Here is a 16,163-nt window from a genome sequence, read left to right as displayed (position 1 = left end):
AGTCGTCCAGCCTTCAGGCTGCGGGGAAGCGAACGCGCAGCGAGCTCGGCCCGCGGTCCTGCAGGTTGGAGCCGGCGTAGCTCAACGTCTCTTCGGCGAGCTCCCAGCGCGGCAGCGAGAGCAGGGCGCGCAGCGACTCTTCCACTTCCATCCGGATGAGCGGGGCCCCCGGGCAGTAATGAGCGCCGCTCCCGAAGGTCAGGTGCCGGCTCTGCTGCCGGGTGATGTCGAAGCGGTCCGGCTCGGAGAACAGCCCGGGATCGCGGTTCGCCGCGGCGACCATCGCGAAGACGAACTGCCCCTCGGACACCCTGGTGCCCCGGAGCTCCGTGTCCCTTTTGCACATGCGGCTGAGGGAGAGCACGGACGGCTCGAAGCGCAGGCTCTCCTCGACAGCGCCGCGGACGAGGCCCGGCGACTCCCGGAGCTTCGCGAGCTCCGCGGGGTGGTTGAGGAGCGCGAGCACCGTGTTCGCGATCTGGTTCACGGAGGTGACGAACCCCGCGGCGACCATCTGGAAGCACTGCATGGCCGCCTCGCCCGCGAGCTCGGTGTCCCCGTCCTCCGCCGCGATGAACCGGCTCGCGACGTCCTCGCCCGGCGCCTTCCGGCGCTCCTCGACGAGCCTCATCATGTAATCGACCATGTCGCAGCAGCTCTGCTTCACCGCCCGCTTCTGCTCCTCGGAGCTGACCCCGCCGCCGGCGAGCTTCAGGAGGTCCGTCGACCATCTCATGAACTGCGGTCGATCGGCCTCGGGGATCACGAACATCTCGGCGAGCGTGTTGAGCGCGACCGCCTCGGAGAACGCCGAGACGACATCCATCTCGCCGTCGCTGCGCGCCTTCGCGATGGCGCGCTGCACGAGCCCCACGACGCGCGGGCGCATCCACTCGACGGCCGCGGGCGAGAACCCCTTCATGATGAGCTGTCGAAGCTGCGTGTGGCGCGGCGGGTCCTGGAAGAAGGCGAGCCGCGACAGGGAGTCGAACGTCTTCCTCGAGAGCTCGTCCTCGCCGAGCATGCCGAGGCCGCCGAGGAGCGCCGTCGCCCGCCGCGCGGTGAAGCTCGAGTCCCTGACGAGCCCCTCGATATCGGCAGGAGCGGTGATGAGGAAGCACTGGAGCGGCTCGAAGAAGTAGACCGGCGCCTCGGTCCGTAGCCGCTCGAGCGTCGGGAATGGGTCGGCGAAGAAGCGCTCGCTCGTGAGGTCGAATCCAGAGGGAACGGCCATGAGTCCTTCTTTCCTTGTGGCGCCCGTGGCGCGGCTTGTGGCGTCGTGGCGCGGTGAAGATTCAGGGCCAGGCTACGGTATCGTCACGCCGCCGTGAAGCGCGCTGCCCGCGCGTCGATCGCCGCGCGACGGCGGCCGCGATGGGCGCGCGAGGCGCTGCAGAGTGCGCCCTGCGCTCAGCCTGCACGCGCGGCGTGTGGGGCGTTTGCGGCAGGTGTGGCGCACGCGCGCAGGGCGGCCGCGCTCCGGGCGAGCGGCGTGTGTGCGCGCCGCAGGGGAAGCGGGCGGAGCGGATCAGCGCGATCCGGTGGAGGCCTTCTCGGGACAGCAGAACAGGTGATCTGGCACCAGCACGGCGCAGCCGTCCTTCCAGGGGTCGTCAGGCGCGTAGTCCGTCCGGTTCTCCGCAGGATAGAAGTACGCCCTGGGCTTCGCTGGATCCGCGCAGGCCTTGTCGCGCTCCGGCGCCGCCTCGCGGTGCTTGGGCGTGCCGGTGCCCTTCGAGCAGGCGGCGAGCAGCGCGCCGGCTGCGAGGAGCGCGCACAGCGCGGCGACGCCCTGCGCGGGCCCGCGGCGGTGGCTTCGGTCGAGCGCCGGAGGCATTCCCATGTCCCGCATGATGCACCTGCCCGCCGCTCGGCGGAAGGTGATCCGGCTCGGCCTCACGCGCGGACTCCAGCTGCGCCGCGCCGACGCCGGCTGCCTCGATGTCGGGAGCTCCCCCGCGCCCTCGGCGGGGTCCCTTCACCGGCCGTCGCCGCCGGTCGCGCTTGCGATGTCCGTCAAGGCGTAATGCCTCATCTCCTGGATACGGTCGAAGAAGGGCTTCACCTTCGCGAAGAACGACGGGAACGCCGCCGACCTGCGAAAGCCCTGGAGATGGCCTTCCATCGAGTCCCAGAGGATGCGGACGACGTAGCTTGTCGGCTCCTCGACGCACCGGGAGATCTCGTGACCGAGGCAGTGCTCGGAGCCGCGCAGCTCCGCCGCCGCGTCGCGGTAAGCGGAGAGGAACGCCTGCTCCTGCTCCGAGGGGATCGTGTAGCGGATGTACTCGATGATCATGGCAGCTTCCTGTGTCGGGGGAGGGGCGCTCCGCGGCAGCGGCGCGCGCCGTCTGGCGACCAGGGATAGGCGCCCGCGGCCTGGCCGTCGAATCGACAGTCGGCGCCCCATCCCATAGATGCTGTCGATGGGTCGGCGTGCTACCCATCGAACATGCGCCTGCAGTCGGTGGACACCCACCTCGTCGTGGCGTTGCACGCCTTGCTCCAGGAGAAGAGCGTCACGCGGGCCGCGCGCCGCGTGGGGGTGACGCAGCCCTCGATGAGCCACGCGCTCTCGCGGCTGCGGGCCCATTTCGAGGATCCGCTGCTCGTCCAGGTCGGCAGGCAGATGACGTTGAGCGAGCGGGCGCGGGACCTGGTCCCGAGGGCGGCCGAGGCCGTCGAGCGGCTCGAGCAGGTCTTCTGCCCGGTCGAGCGGTTCGACCCGCGGCGGTCCCGGCGCACGTTCCGGCTGGCGGCGACCGACAACCTGGAGCTGCTCGTGCTCCCGCCGCTGATCAGGCTCCTCGCCGTCGAGGCGCCGCACGTCGACCTGCGCTGCCGGAGCATCCCGGCGGACTTCGCCGAGCTCCTGCGGCGCGGCGAGCTCGACGCCAAGCTGGGGCGCGGCGGGCCGGTGCCCGACGGCTGCCGGTCCACGCTGCTCGCGGCCGAGGAGATCGTGTGCGTGATGCGGCGGGGCCACCCCGCGTCCCGGAGGGCGCTCACCGCGGCGCGCTACGCCGCGTGCGAGCACCTGATGGTCTCGCCGCACGGCGAGGACCACAACGTGATCGATGGCGAGCTGGCGGAGCGGGGGTTACGCCGGCGGATTGCCCTCACCGTGTCGCATTTTCTTGTCGCCCCGTTCATCCTCGCCGGCTCCGACCTGCTGCTCACCGTGTCCGGCCGCGTCGCGGAGACCCTGGCCCGGAAGCTCGACCTCGTGGTGCGGCCGTGCCCGGTCGGGACCAGGAGCTATACGCTGACGCTCGTCTGGCCAGAGCGCGCCGAGGGCGACGAGGGGCACCGCTGGCTGCGCGCCGCCATCCAGAGGGCCGTCGCGGTGGACTCGAGAGCGGCTTTGCCGGGCGCGTGACACGCTGCTTGCGCCCACGGCGCACATCCGGAGGACACGCGCGATCGCGGACGAGGCGACCCTGAGAGTGCCTGACGCTTCTTCGAGGAGCACCCGATGTGAGGGTGGTGGCCTGATTTGCCCCGGAGTGATTCACATGAAGGCGGGAAGGCGGGAAGATTATTGATCTTTTCTTCCCGCCCTCCCGCCTTCATGTTCAAATCCGGCCACCACCGATGTGAGAGCATGGCCGAGCCGACGCACCCCCGCTCCATGCGATGACGCATCCCGGCTCCATGCGATGACGTGTCCCGATCCATGCGATACGGCCTGACCTTTCTCGCCCTGAGCGCCTCGATCGCTTCGCTCGCCGTCCTCGCCGGCGGGGCAGCGCTCGCCCTCCTCTGGCCGGCGCTGAGCTTCGGCCTTGTCGGCGCCGCGTACCTGGCGCGCCGGCCCGCGATGCTGGGCAAGAGGCCTGACGGCACGCAGGCCGCGTGGGCGCTCGTCCTGCTCGGTCCGTACTTTTTCCTGAGCTGGGCGATCTGGCGCGCGGAGCGGGCGCTCGGGCGGGCGGACTGCGCCAACGAGGTCGCCCCCGGGCTGTGGGTCGGACGGCGCCCCCTGGCGCACGAGCTGCCGGCCGGCGTGCGGCTGGTCGTGGATCTGACGGCCGAGTTTCCGGCGGCCGCCGCGGTGCGCCGCCATCCCGGCTATCTCTGCGTGCCGACGCTCGACGGCACGGGCCCCGAAGTGGAGAGGCTCCGGGAGCTCCTCGAGCGGCTGCGCGGCGTGGACGGCGTGTACTTGCACTGCGCCTCCGGCCGCGGCCGATCGGCGACCCTCGCGGCCGCGCTGCTGCTCGAGCGCGAGCTCGCGGACGACGTCGACGCGATGGAGGCCCGGCTCCGGCTGCGCCGGCCCGGGATCCGGCTGAACGCCGCGCAGCGGGAGCTCCTGCGCCGGGCGCGCTCGCGTCTCGGCACCCGATGACCGCATGAGCGTCGAGACGGCTGACGGGCCGCCTCCCACCGGGGCTCGCACCGGTCATGGAGCGTCGGCTCGCGAGGCCGGTGACGGGGCTCCGCTGCCACGCGGCGTGGGCGGGCGGCGACACGCGGCGACACGCGGCGACGGCCGCTTCCGGCGCGCGGCGCGGGCTTCTCTGGCTGCGCTCCGCGGCACGCGGCATGCTCCTGCGGGTCCGCATGCCGTGCACCCGACCTGCTGCGTCGATCGTCTCGCTGATGCTGATCTCCGGTTGTGCCGCCGGACCCCGGCCGGCGCCGCCCGCCGCCACGAGCGTCCAGATCGCGCCCGCCCCGCGCTCGCCCGAGCCCGATGCGGCGGGGGACGACGCGTCCGGAGAGGTGGTCCTCGTCTGGGGCAGCACGGGCGATGAGCCGCCGAGGACATGGCATGTCGCCGCGGGCGGCGCGGTGGTCCGCGAGGAGCCCGGGATCGTCGTGGCGACCCGGTGCGGGGAGTGGCGCTGGGAGGCGCGCGAGAAGCAGGTGGAGACCACGGCCTGCGAGCTCTGGGACGGGGAGACGCGCGGGCCGGGCGAGGGCACGGCGATCGACGCGGAGCTCGTGCTGCGCGGGGACGGCGCGCGCCAGGCGGTGATCACGTCGCCGGACCAGGACGAGGGCAACGTGTTTCAGCACAGCGCCGCGGTGATCGGGAGCGTGGGACCGTACCTGTTCATCGAGGAGCGGACGTACATGGACCTGTGCGGCGCGCACGGCTCCGAGACCGTGGCGTTCACGGTGTGGGACGCCGAGCGCGGCGCGGCCGTCGACCTGCTCGCCGCCGTGCCCGGGGTGCCGGCGCTGCAGCGCGCAGGCGAGGCGCTCCTCGACGAGCTCGAGGACGACCCGGCGGTCGCGCGGACGTCGCAGGACGCGCCGGAGCTCGTGAAGCTCGCGCCGGCCTACGACGCCCGCGGCGCGCTCCGGCTCACCGCGCAGCTCGCGCGCTTCGCCTGCTATGCCTGCAGCGACGGCGCGTGGACGTCGTACTCGCGCTCGGCCGTGGTGCCGGTCGTGCGGAGCCCGGCTCGCCTCGCGGCGTGGGCGTCACCGCCGCCCGGTGTGCAGGAGTTCCTGGCGCGGACTCCGGGCGTCACGCTCGGCGGCTGGTCGCGCGCCGGCCAGCAGGACGAGTGAGCCGGGCGGCTGGGGCGCTAGCCGGCCGGAAGGGCGAGTGAGCCGGGCGGCTGGGGCGCTAGCCGGCCGGAAGGGCGAGTGAGCCGGGCGGCTGGGGCGCTAGCCGGCCGGAAGGGCGAGTGAGCCGGGCGGCTCGGGCGCTAGCTGGCCGGCAGGGCGAGTGAGCTCGGAGCAGCCGCCCTGCCGCTCGCGGCGCGGTAGCTCTTGAGGGTGATGGCGCTGGCGGCCCGCCGGATGTCCCGGGTCATCAGCGAGAAGACGAAGTCCTTCCAGGGGAGATAGCGCAGCATCCTGAGGTTCGTGTTGCGCGACCAGACCTCCCAGCGCGTCTCGGGCGCGAAGCCCTTGGCGATCGCGAGCGCGCTCTCCTGGCTCCTGTCGACGTAGCCGCGCATCTCGTCCTGGTAGCGGGCGAACGCCGCGCGATGGTCGCCGCCCGCGGCCGCGAGCTCGCCGGCCAGCACATAGGCGCCCACGAGCGCGAGGCTGGTGCCCTGCCCCGTGAGCGGCGAGGCGCTGTAGGCGGCGTCCCCGACGAGCGCCACGCGGCCGCTCCACCACGGATCCATGCGGATCTGGCTGGTGGCGTCGAAGTAGAAGTCCGGGGCGTCGCGCATCGCCTCGAGCACGCGGGGCATCTCCCAGCCTGCCCCGGCGAACGCCTCGGCCACGAGCCGCCGCTGCTGCGCGGCGTCGCGGTGGTCGTAGCGCAGCGGCGCGGAGGCGAAGAAGAGGCTGACCTTCAGCTCGGCGTTCCCGCGCGCGCTCTTGAGGCTCACGACCCTGCCGGGGAGGTTCAGCATCAGCTGCCAGCGGTCGAGGCCCAGGTGGTTCGGGGCCGTGAAGATGGCGAGGTGGCTGCCCAGGTGGCGGACGAAGCGCGACTCCTCCCCGAACACGAGGCGGCGCACGTTCGAGTGCAGCCCGTCGGCCCCCACCACCAGGTCGAACACGCGCGGCGCGCTCCGCTCGAACGTGACCTCGACCCCGTCGCCGCGCTGCGCGATGGCGGTGATCGAGTCGCCGAAGATGTACTCGGCGTCGCGCCGGGTCGCGTCGTGGAGGAGGTGCGCGAGGTCGCCGCGCATGATCTCGATGTCGGCCGGGTCGAGCACGCCGAAGCCGCGCTCGAGGTCCGCCACGCGCCCGCCGCGCTCGTCGATGAACGAGGTGCCGAGGGTGTCGGTGCTCGCGCGCCGGGCCGCGTCGCCGAGCCCCATGCGCGCGAGCACCTCCAGCGCCGGGCCGCGGACGTCGACCGCATAGCCGCCGTCGCGCAGCGCCGGCGCGCGCTCGACGAGGGTGGGGTTGAAGCCGTGGCGCCGCAGCCAGTACGCCAGCGCCGGCCCGGCGATGCTCGCGCCGGAGATGAGGATGTTTCGGTTCTGCATCGGAGGCTCTCCCGTCGAGCTCCAGCACGCCGGGCAGGCCGAGGAAGGGCGCAGCTGCCAGGTCGCTGGCGGTTGAATGTACGCCGTACATCGTGATGAGTACGGCATACACAGTCCACTGAATTTGATGTTTATCGAGGAGATTTTCGGAATTGCGGCGCACTGTGTACTAGTTCAATGCGGCCCAGGAACGGCTGCTCTTGGCATCGAGGCTCGAGAAGTGCTGCTCACCGTCCAGAAGTGTACTAGAACAGTTCGGCGGCGCGCCGCAGGCACGCGTGCTGCGGGTCGGAGCCCGCGCGCGCCCCGGCGAGGCGGGCCGCTGTCCGCCGAGCGCCGCCAGGAGGCGAACGTGAACCGAGCCGGTGACCAGCCAGAGCCGCCCTCCGTGCAGATCGCAGGCGAGCTGCGCCGCCGCATCCTCGCGGGCGAGCTCCGCGCCGGCGAGCGGGTGCCCTCGACGCGACAGATCACCGAGGCGTGGGGCGTCGCGATTGCGACCGCCACGAAGGCGCTGTCGATGCTGCAGCGCGAGGGGCTCGTGCGCGCCGTGCCGGGCGTCGGCACCGTCGTGGCCCCCCGCGAGCCGGCCGTGGCGCCGCCGGTGCGCGCGCCGCGGCGGCGCGAGGCGCGCGACGCCGAGCACGCGATCACCCGGGAGCGCGTCGTCCAGGCGGCGATCGATCTGGCGGACGCCGAGGGACTGGCGGCGCTCTCGATGCGGCGGATCGCGGCCGAGCTCGACGTGGCCACGATGTCGCTCTACCGCCACGTGCCCGGCAAGGACGAGCTGGTGCTCCTGATGGTCGACGCCGCGTTCAGCGAAACGAGGCTCCCGGAGCCTCCGCCGCCGGGCTGGCGGGCGCGCGTCGAGGTGGCGGCGCGGCTGCAGTGGGCGCTCTACCGCCGCCATCCCTGGCTCGCGCCGGCGCTGTCGATGACGCGGCCGCAGCTCATCCCGAGCGGGATGGCGCACACCGAGTGGCTGCTGCGCGCCATCGACGGGCTCGGCCTCGACCTGGGCACGATGCTCCGCGTGGCGATCACGATGGCCGGCTACGTGCGCGGCGTCGCCACCAGCCTGGAGTCGGAGGCGCAGGCCGAGCAGGACACGGGCGTGACCAGCGACGAGTGGATGGCGTCGAGGCAGGCGAAGCTCGAGGCGATCGTCGCCTCGGGGGATTTCCCCACCATCGCGCGCCTCGCCACGGAGCCCGACCACGACACCTCGCTCGACACGCTCTTCGAGCTCGGGCTGGGGCTCATGCTCGACGGCATCGCCGCGCTCATCGAGCGCGCGCGCGCGCAGCGCTGAGCCGCGCGCCGGGTGGATCGGCGGATCACGAGCGCGGCTGCGGGCAAGGTGCGCGGAGCGCGCGTGGGGCCGGGCGCGAGGAGCGCGCGTGGGGCCGGGCGCGAGGAGCGCGCGTCGGGCGGCGGGGAACGGCTATCCTCCTCGCGTGCCGAAGATCCTGGTCATCGACGATCAGCCCGCCGTCTGCGTCGCGCTGACGACGCTCTTCGAGCTGCACGGGCTGGAGGTCCGCGTCGCGGCGACCCCGGACGAGGCGATCGCGGCGATCCTCGGCGACGAGCTCGGGGCCGTGGTCCAGGACATGAACTTCCGGCAGAGCGCGACGTCGGGCGAGGAGGGGATGGAGCTGCTCCGCCGGATCAAGTCGATCGACCCCGAGCTGCCCGTCGTCGCCATGACCGCGTTCACGTCGATCGCGGGCGCCGTCGAGCTGATCAAGGCGGGGGCCAGCGACTACGTGCCGAAGCCGTGGGACGACCAGAAGCTCGTCGCCGTCGTGAGCAACCTCGCCCGGCTGCGGTCGCTCGAGCAGGAGCACGCGCGCCTCGTGGCGCAGCGCGGGCGCGCGCGGCACAGGCTCGCCGAGCGCCACGACCTCGCCGGGCTCGTGTACGCGAGCGACGCGATGCACGAGGTCGTGAGCCTCGCGGTCAAGGTCGCGCCCGCGGACGTGCCGGTCCTCATCACCGGGCCGAACGGGACCGGCAAGGAGCTCCTCGCCAGCATCGTCCAGGCGAACTCGCGGCGGCGCGACAGGCCGTTCGTCAAGGTGAACGCCGGCGCGCTGCCCGACGAGCTCGTCGAGGCGGAGCTGTTCGGCGCCGAGGCGGGCGCCTTCACCGGCGCGACGCGCCTGCGGATCGGCAGGTTCGAGGAGGCCGACGGCGGCACCCTGTTCCTCGACGAGATCGGCACGCTGTCGCTGAACGGCCAGAAGAAGCTGCTGCGCGTCCTCCAGACGGGCGAGTACCAGCGCCTCGGGAGCAGCGTCACCCGGCGGGCCGACGTGCGCGTGCTGAGCGCGACGAACCGCGATCTCCCGCGCGCCATCGCCGAGGGGGCCTTCCGCGAGGATCTCTACTTCAGGCTCAACGTGATCGAGCTCGCGCTGCCCGCGCTGCGCGACCGCCCCGAGGACATCGCGCCGATCGCGCGCCACCTGCTCGAGCGGCGCCTCGCGGGCGCCGCGGCCGCCGGCGAGCGGGTAGTGCTCAGTGAGCGGGCGCGCCACGCGCTCGCCGAGCACGACTGGCCGGGCAACGTCCGCGAGCTCGAGAACCGCCTCACGCGCGCGGTGCTCGTGCGCAAGGGCGACGCGATCGAGCCGTCCGACCTCGGGCTCGACGCGGCCTCGCGCGCCCCGCCGGCGCCGGCCGCCGCGTTCTCCGCCGCGTCCGCCGAGCGCGCCGCGTTCCCCGCCGCGTCCGCCGAGCGCGCCGCGTCCGCCGAGCGCGCCGAGATCGAGCGCGCGCTGGTCGAGGCGCGGGGCGTCGTCGCCAAGGCCGCGGCGTCGCTCGGCCTGAGCCGGCAAGGGCTCTACCGGCGCATGGACCGGCTCGGGATCCAGATCGAGCGCAAGCTCAGGTAGCGCGCTCGTCCAGCGGCGCGGGCGGCAGGCGGCACTCCACCTCGAGCCCTCCGCCCTCGCGGCGCCGCAGCGCGAGCGCGCCGCCGTGCGCGGTGGCGATCTCGCGGCAGAGCGCGAGGCCAATCCCGCGGCCCTGCTGCTTCGTCGAGTAGAAGGGCAGGAGCGCCTTCCCGAGCGCCTCGTCCGTGAGCCCGCAGCCGCGGTCCGCCACGGTGATCGCGAGCTCGCCGGTCGGGAGGCGCCGCACCGCGACCTCGGTCTGGTCCGGCGGGCTCCCGGCCTCGGCGGCGTTCTTGAGCACGTTCAGGAGCAGCTGCTGGAGCTGCGCGGGGTCGAAGAACCCGGGCTCGGCCGGCGCCTCGCGGAGCGTGAAGGGCGCGAGCCCGCTCAGCCGCTCGAGGAACGGGCGCCACGCGACGCGCTCGGGCGCGGGCGGCGGGAGGCGCGCGAGCTCGGCGTACGCGGCGAGGAAGCGGACGAGGTGCGCGCTCCGCTCCTCGATGGTGTCGAAGACGACGCCGAGCCGCTCCCGATGCCCCGGGCGATCGAGCAGGAGGCGGCCCGAGTGGATCAGCGACGAGATGGGCGCGAGCGAGTTGTTGAGCTCGTGGCTGATCAGCCGGATCGCGTTCCGGTAGAGCTCCGCTTCCTTGCGCGAGATCTCGCGGGTGAGCGACCGGATCGAGACAAGGACGTGCGCCTGGGTGTTCAGGCGGAACGAGCGGCGGGCGACGTACAGCGTCTCGAGCTCGCCCCGGCGCTCGACGGACACGAGCGCGTCCCGGCCCGCGGCGATCGCGGCGCGGAGCTCCGCGGGCTCGCCGGCGAGCAGCGCTTCCAGCGTGCGCTGGCCGAGCCCCTCGCCCGCGGTGAAGAACGCGCGCGCGGCGCCGTTGCCGTAGACGATCCGGCCTGCCTCCGTGTGGAGCACCATCGCGACGGGCGTGGCGTCGAGCGCCGTCTCGAGCAGGAGCTCCTTCTGGTAGAGGTCGTCGCGCTGCGCGCGCAGCGCGTCGCCGAGGCGGTTGTGGCGCTCGACGAGGTCCCCCAGCTCGTCCCGGCGCTCCTGCCGGACGCGCAGCGTGTAGTCGGCCTCGGCGAAGCTCGCGAGGCCGTCGGTGACCGCGCGCAGCAGGGCGAGCGCGCGCCCGAGCAGGAGGCGAGAGGCGAGCGCGCCGGCGACCAGGGCGAGCCCGAGCCCCGCAGCGGCGGACGCGGGCAGCGACGCCTGCGCTCGCGCGGCGGCGAGGCTCCCGGCGCACGCGGCGGCCGAGCTCAGGGCCACCACGAGGGCGTGACGGACGCGGATCGGCACGCGGAACGGTGGCACGCGGAGCGGTGGCACGCGGAGCGGTGTGGAGCGCGGCGTCACGAGCGCGAGGCCTCGGCAGGAGAGACCGCGCTCGCGCGGAGCGCGGGCACGAGCGCCGCCGCCATGCCGGCGAGCCAGACGGCCGCGGCGACGAGGCCGAGCCTGAGCGGATCGACGGGCAGATCGAGCCCGGGGGCGACGGCGCGCGCCGCGGCCCGGAGCCCCGCGAGGGCGAAGGCGCCGGCCGCGAGGCCGGCCGTCGTGAGCACCGCGTTCTCGACGAGCACCAGGCGCGCGACGTCGCCGCGGGTCGCGCCGAGGGCGCGGCGGATGCCGAGGGCCTGGCGGCGCTCGGAGACGAGCAGCGAGGCCATCCCGACGCGCCCCAGGAAGACCACGACGAGCGTCATCCCGATCAGCGTGAGGGCGAGGCCGCCCGCGCCGCGGCTCGTGCCTGTGTCGAGCTCGGCGCCCTCGTCGAGCTTGCGGACCATCACGAGGCGGCGCGCGTCGGCGCGCTCGAGGGCCTCTCGCACCCGCGCGATGGAGCCCTCGTCGGCGGCCCGGTCGCCGCCCTCGCCGCCGGTAGGGCCGAGCCGGATCAGGTAGCTCAGCGTGCGGCCGAGCGGCGGCTCCTCGGCCGCGAAGAGGACGGCGTCGGGATCGGGCCCGAGGGAGGCGCGGAACGACGGCACGACGCCGACGATGGCGAGCGGCTTCTGTCGGGCGCTCCGGCGAACGACCTGCCCGACCGCGCGGCCGCCCGGGAAGAGGCGCGCCGCGAGCGCCTGCGTGACGACGGCGGGCGTCGCCGCCGCAGCCGCGGCGTCCCCGGGGACGAGCAGGCGCCCGTCGAGCGGGGCGAGGCCGAGGACGGCGGCGGCACCGCCGCGGTCGTCGAGCATCCACGCGAGCGCGCGCTGGGGGGCCCGGTCGTGCGGGGCGAGCGGGTCGTGCGGGTCGAGCGGGGGGGGCGAGGGGTGCGAGTCGTGCGAGTCGTGCGGGTCGTGCGGGTCGTGCGAGGGGTGCGAGTCGTGCGAGTCGTGCGGATCGTCAGCCGAGATCGCCTCGACGACCTCCCGGTGCGTGAGGTTGTACGGCGACGAGGTCGCCTCGGCGGCGCCGCGGACGCCGGCGGCGCGCGAGAGGGCCTCGGTGTCGCGGCGGACCACGGCCTCGCGCTCGTCGCGGGAGGCGAAGCTCGGGCCGTCGCGCTCGGTCACCGCGAGCAGCAGCGACCGCGTGTCGATGCCGCGCGGCGCGGACGCGGCGCGGGTGTAGTGGAAGGCGAGCCCCGAGGCCTGCACGGCCAGGGCGAAGCCGAAGGCGGTCTCGAGCACCACGAGGAGCGCGGGCGTCTTCTGGCGGGCGAGCGCCCGGACGACGGGGCCGATCACGAGCGTCCGAGCCCCTCGGCAGGGGATCGCCGCGCGGCGCGCAGGGCCGGGTACGCCCCGGCGCAGAGCCCCGCGACGAGCGCGGCCGCGAGCGCCGCGGCGGAGGAGCGCGCGTCCAGGTGGTAGTCGACCGGCCGATCGTGGATGACGTGGTTGACGACCGCGAGCGCCGCCGCGGCCACGCCGAGGGCGAGCGCGGCGCTGCCCGCGGCCGCGAGCGCCGCCTCGAGCAGGAGCTCGAGAAAGACGCCCCGGGAGCTCGCGCCGAACGCGCGGTAGACGGCGATCTCGGCGCGCTTCGACCGGAACTTCCCCTCGAGCAGCCGCGCGACGTTGAGCGTGCACGCCCCGAGGAGCACGTCGGCGAGCAGGGCGAAGAGCACCGTGCCGGCGTCGTCGGCGCGGCGGGCGTGCATGCGCTCGCGCGGCACGAGCTCGGCCCCGAGGACGCGCCGGCCGCGCGCGCGCTCGCTCGCGGCGTGGGCGTCGAGCTCGGCCTGGAACGCGGCTCGGCGGGGCTCGTCGCGGAGCTCGACCAGGAGCCCTAGCCAGCCGTTGTCGGAGGCCGCGAACGCGTCGAAGCTGCCGCCCGGATCCTCGCGCTCGTGGAACAGCAGCGGCCGGACCCCGAGCGCGATGCCGACGGCGCTGGGCGCGAAGACCAGGGCCTGGCGCGGGGTGCGCGCGCCCGGGGCGGCCGGCACCGCGACGACGCCGGCGACCCGGAAGGGCTCGCCGAAGAGGCGCAGCGTGCGCCCGAGGCCGCTCGACCCGGGGAACAGCGCGCGCTCGGCCGACTCGGAGAGCACGACCGGGCGCTCCTCGCCGTCGCCCTCCGCCTGCGACCAGATCGCCCCGCGCCGGACCGGGGCGCCCATGATCCCGAAGAGGTCGCGCATGCAAAAAATCACCTGGACTGGAACGAGCGGGCCGCCGTCGGCGCTCCCGGCGGCCATGGCTGCGTACATGTCGCTCTTGCGCGATGGGTGGGCGCTCTCGAGGAGGACGCGGTCGCGGAGGCTCGGGGGATCGATCGCCGCCGGCTCGATGAAGGCGCCGCCCTCCCGCGGGATGGAGACGAAGTAGACCCCGCGCACGGACGCGAACGGATCGGACCTGCGCTCGCGGAGGACCGCGCGCGCCGCCGTCCATGCCGCGAGGCCGAGCGTGAACGAGAGCAGCAGGATGGCGGTATGACCCGGCTGCCGGCCGAGGCTCCTGAGGGCCAGCCGGAGCGCGTGGCCGAGCGTCATGTGCGGCCCTCCGCCGCCGCGTCCGTCTCCGCGGGGGCGGCGGGGGATGCGGAGGTCGCCGGGGCCGCGGGCGCCCACGGATCGATGAGCTTGCCGTCGAGCACGTGCACCTTGCGGCGCGCCCGCGCCGCCAGCTCGGGGTCGTGCGTCGTCATGACGATCGTCGTGCCGCCGGCGTGGATGCGCTCGAGCAGGTCCAGGATCTGCCGCGCCGAGCGCGAGTCGAGGTTGCCCGTGGGCTCGTCGGCCAGGAGGAGCGAGGGCTCGCCGACCAGCGCGCGGGCGATCGCGACGCGCTGCTGCTGGCCTCCCGAGAGCTCGCTCGGGCGGTGGTGGAGGCGCCCGCTCAGGCCCACGTCCGCGAGGGCGCGCTCGACGCGCTCGCGCCGCGCGCGCGCGCCCATGCGGCGGACGCGAAGCGGCACCTCCACGTTGTCGAACACGTCGAGGTCGGCGATGAGCTGAAAGCTCTGGAACACGAAGCCGATCTTCCGGTTCCGGATCGCGCTCGCGCGCGCGTCCGAGAGCCCCTGCACCGGCTCGCCTTCGAGCAGATACTCGCCCCCGTCGAGCGGATCGAGCAGACCGGCGACGTTGAGGAACGTCGTCTTTCCGGAGCCGGAAGGCCCCATGACGCTGAGGAACTCGCCGCGCGCGACGTGCAGCGTGAACCCGGAGAGCGCGTGGGTCTCGAACAGGCCGCGCCGGTAGACCTTCGTGACGTTCGTCATCCGTATCATCGCTGCCTCGGCCGCGCTCCGGGAGCGCCCGCCCTCCTCGCCGAGGTTAGCAAGCGCCGCGCCCGCGCCGGATCGGCCTCCGGGCGCCGGCGACGCCGGCGAGCCAGCGCCGCACCGTCGCGGCGCCGCCGCCGCGACGCCGGAGAACGACACATGTCCGCCCTCGGCGCGGACACCTGTCCGGACGCGGACAGCCGGCGGCGCGCGCGGCCCGGCGGCGAGGGCCGATCGGCGCGGGCACACCGCCTGCTTTGCCGCCGCGCATGCGTTCTCTCATCCTCTCTCTGCCGCTCGCCGCGACGCTCGTCTCTGGCTGTTCTCCCGAGGCGACGTCGAGCGCGAGCGCACCGACATTCCACAGGGACATCGAGCCGCTGCTCCAGAAGAGCTGCCTTGGCTGCCACGCCGAAGGCGGCGCCGCGCCGGTGAGCCTGTCGTCATACGCCAGCGCAAAGGCGCTCGCGCCGCTCATCGCCGAGGAGACCGCGGCGCGACGTATGCCGCCGTGGGGAGCCCTCCCAACAGACGAGTGCGCGCCGCCCCGCCCGTTCCGAGGGGACATGCACCTCTCCCTCGACGAGATCGCCATGCTCCGCGCCTGGAGCGACGCCGGCGCGCCGGAGGGGGATCCCGCGGACGCCCCGGCCCCCTACGCGCCTGTCGCTCAGGGCCTGTCGCGAACGGACCTGGAGCTCGTGCCCAGGATGCCGTACGCCGCGGCGGATGGGCCCGATCAGTTTCGATGCTTCGTGCTCGACCCTGCGCTCGCGGAGGAGGCGTGGGTCCAGGGCTATGACGTGCTGCCGGGAAATCGAGAGGTGGTGCACCACGCGCTGCTCTACATCGACGCTCGCCGCGAGAGCGAGGCGCTCGGCGGCGAGGGCGGCAGCTACGAGTGCTTCGGCGGCGTGCACCTCTCCGAGACCACGCTGCTCGGCGGGTGGGCGCCCGGCACGGAGGCGTTCGAGCTGCCCTCGGATATCGGCATCTCGCTGCCCGCGAACGCGCTGATCGTGATGCAGGTGCACTACCACCCGAAGCCCGGCAAGCCGCCCTCGCCCGACGCGACGAGGGTCGCGCTGCGCCTCAACGAGGCCAGGCCGCGCCGCGCGCTCCGGAACCTGCTCCTCGGCAACGCGGAGGAGCCGCTCTCGAACCGGGGGGCGCTCCTGCCCGGTCCGGGCGACCGAGGGAGCGTCGAGTTCAGGATCCCGGCCGACGCCAGAGGGCACGTGGAGCGGATGCAGTTCAACATCGACCTCCCGATCCCCGAGGTATCGATCTACGGCGCCGGCGTCCACATGCACCGGGCCGGGGTCGACATGAAGGTCGAGCAGATCCACGCGGATCCGGGGCGGGCCGGGGCCGAGAGCACCTGTCTGCTGCAGACGCCAGCGTGGGATTTCAACTGGCAGAGGGTCTACAGCTACGACGCGCCGATCGACGAGCTGCCCGCGTTGCGCTCGGGCGACCGGATCGACCTGCGCTGCACCTACGACAACACGAAGGACAACCCGGCGCTCGCCGCGCAGCTCGTCGAGGAGCACCTGCCCGCGCCGAGGGACATCGTCCTCGGCGAGTCGACGCTCGACGAGATGTGCATTGCGTTCCTGCCCATCGTCCACCCGAACCTGTGAGGAG

Annotated in this window: 14 protein-coding genes; 6 read left to right on the top strand and 8 right to left on the bottom strand. The window is 74.1% G+C overall.

Annotated features, from left to right (window positions below):
- Nucleotides 1–13: 13 nt before the first annotated feature.
- From WME85_RS46190 to WME85_RS46180, 3 genes are all read right to left on the bottom strand, one after another.
- Complete coding sequence (locus WME85_RS46190; protein WP_437830915.1) at nt 14–1,234, bottom strand: cytochrome P450; 1,221 nt, start codon at nt 1,232–1,234, stop codon at nt 14–16.
- 294 nt (nt 1,235–1,528) lie between these two features.
- Nucleotides 1,529–1,843, bottom strand: a complete 315-nt coding sequence (locus WME85_RS46185; protein WP_437830912.1) for a hypothetical protein — start codon at nt 1,841–1,843, stop codon at nt 1,529–1,531.
- 135 nt (nt 1,844–1,978) lie between these two features.
- The gene (locus WME85_RS46180) at nt 1,979–2,299 is read right to left on the bottom strand and encodes a putative quinol monooxygenase (protein WP_437830910.1); all 321 of its coding nucleotides are present in this window, start codon (nt 2,297–2,299) and stop codon (nt 1,979–1,981) included.
- Between the two features lie 153 nt (nt 2,300–2,452).
- Between WME85_RS46180 and WME85_RS46175 the strand changes: the two genes are divergently transcribed.
- The 3 genes from WME85_RS46175 (at nt 2,453) to WME85_RS46165 (ending at nt 5,526) form a co-directional block, all read left to right on the top strand.
- A complete protein-coding gene (locus WME85_RS46175) occupies nt 2,453–3,379 on the top strand; it encodes a LysR family transcriptional regulator (protein WP_437830908.1) in 927 nt (308 codons plus the stop codon).
- 297 nt (nt 3,380–3,676) lie between these two features.
- Nucleotides 3,677–4,351, top strand: a complete 675-nt coding sequence (locus WME85_RS46170) for a phosphatase domain-containing protein (RefSeq protein WP_437830905.1) — start codon at nt 3,677–3,679, stop codon at nt 4,349–4,351.
- 56 nt (nt 4,352–4,407) lie between these two features.
- Nucleotides 4,408–5,526, top strand: a complete 1,119-nt coding sequence (locus WME85_RS46165; protein ID WP_437830903.1) for a hypothetical protein — start codon at nt 4,408–4,410, stop codon at nt 5,524–5,526.
- A 140-nt stretch (nt 5,527–5,666) separates the two neighbouring features.
- On the opposite strand, the gene WME85_RS46160 is transcribed toward WME85_RS46165, so the two are convergent.
- A complete protein-coding gene (locus WME85_RS46160) occupies nt 5,667–6,917 on the bottom strand; it encodes an FAD-dependent monooxygenase (RefSeq protein ID WP_437830900.1) in 1,251 nt (416 codons plus the stop codon).
- Between the two features lie 352 nt (nt 6,918–7,269).
- Here WME85_RS46160 and WME85_RS46155 point away from each other — a divergent pair, with 352 nt between their 5' ends.
- Together WME85_RS46155 and WME85_RS46150 are read left to right on the top strand one after the other, a co-directional pair.
- A complete protein-coding gene (locus WME85_RS46155) occupies nt 7,270–8,232 on the top strand; it encodes a TetR/AcrR family transcriptional regulator C-terminal domain-containing protein (RefSeq protein ID WP_437830898.1) in 963 nt (320 codons plus the stop codon).
- 145 nt (nt 8,233–8,377) lie between these two features.
- Nucleotides 8,378–9,820 carry a sigma-54-dependent transcriptional regulator gene (locus tag WME85_RS46150; RefSeq protein ID WP_437830896.1) on the top strand — a complete coding sequence of 481 codons (1,443 nt, stop codon included), beginning with the start codon at nt 8,378–8,380 and terminating at the stop codon, nt 9,818–9,820.
- On the opposite strand, the gene WME85_RS46145 is transcribed toward WME85_RS46150, so the two are convergent.
- Genes WME85_RS46145 through WME85_RS46130 form a run of 4 tightly spaced genes read right to left on the bottom strand, consistent with a single transcriptional unit; the run spans nt 9,813 to nt 14,522 of the window.
- The gene (locus tag WME85_RS46145; RefSeq protein ID WP_437830893.1) at nt 9,813–11,135 is read right to left on the bottom strand and encodes a sensor histidine kinase; all 1,323 of its coding nucleotides are present in this window, start codon (nt 11,133–11,135) and stop codon (nt 9,813–9,815) included. The two genes, WME85_RS46150 and WME85_RS46145, sit on opposite strands and share 8 nt — an antisense overlap.
- 53 nt (nt 11,136–11,188) lie before the next feature.
- Nucleotides 11,189–12,529, bottom strand: a complete 1,341-nt coding sequence (locus WME85_RS46140) for an FtsX-like permease family protein (RefSeq protein WP_437830891.1) — start codon at nt 12,527–12,529, stop codon at nt 11,189–11,191.
- Nucleotides 12,526–13,782 (bottom strand): ABC transporter permease, encoded by a 1,257-nt coding sequence (locus tag WME85_RS46135; RefSeq protein WP_437830888.1) that lies wholly within the window; start codon nt 13,780–13,782, stop codon nt 12,526–12,528. The genes WME85_RS46140 and WME85_RS46135 overlap by 4 nt, the downstream gene beginning before the upstream one ends.
- On the bottom strand, nt 13,779–14,522 hold the full coding sequence (locus WME85_RS46130) for an ABC transporter ATP-binding protein (RefSeq protein WP_437830886.1): 744 nt from the start codon (nt 14,520–14,522) through the stop codon (nt 13,779–13,781). The genes WME85_RS46135 and WME85_RS46130 overlap by 4 nt, the downstream gene beginning before the upstream one ends.
- Nucleotides 14,523–14,785: 263 nt before the next feature.
- Between WME85_RS46130 and WME85_RS46125 the strand changes: the two genes are divergently transcribed.
- Nucleotides 14,786–16,159 carry a hypothetical protein gene (locus tag WME85_RS46125; RefSeq protein WP_437830884.1) on the top strand — a complete coding sequence of 458 codons (1,374 nt, stop codon included), beginning with the start codon at nt 14,786–14,788 and terminating at the stop codon, nt 16,157–16,159.
- Nucleotides 16,160–16,163: the final 4 nt, after the last annotated feature.

This window comes from Sorangium sp. So ce1153 (genome assembly GCF_051521595.1).
Lineage (GTDB): Bacteria > Myxococcota_A > Polyangia > Polyangiales > Polyangiaceae > Sorangium.
Note: the sequence above shows the minus strand (reverse complement) of the source record. Positions and strands in the feature narration are given on the sequence as shown.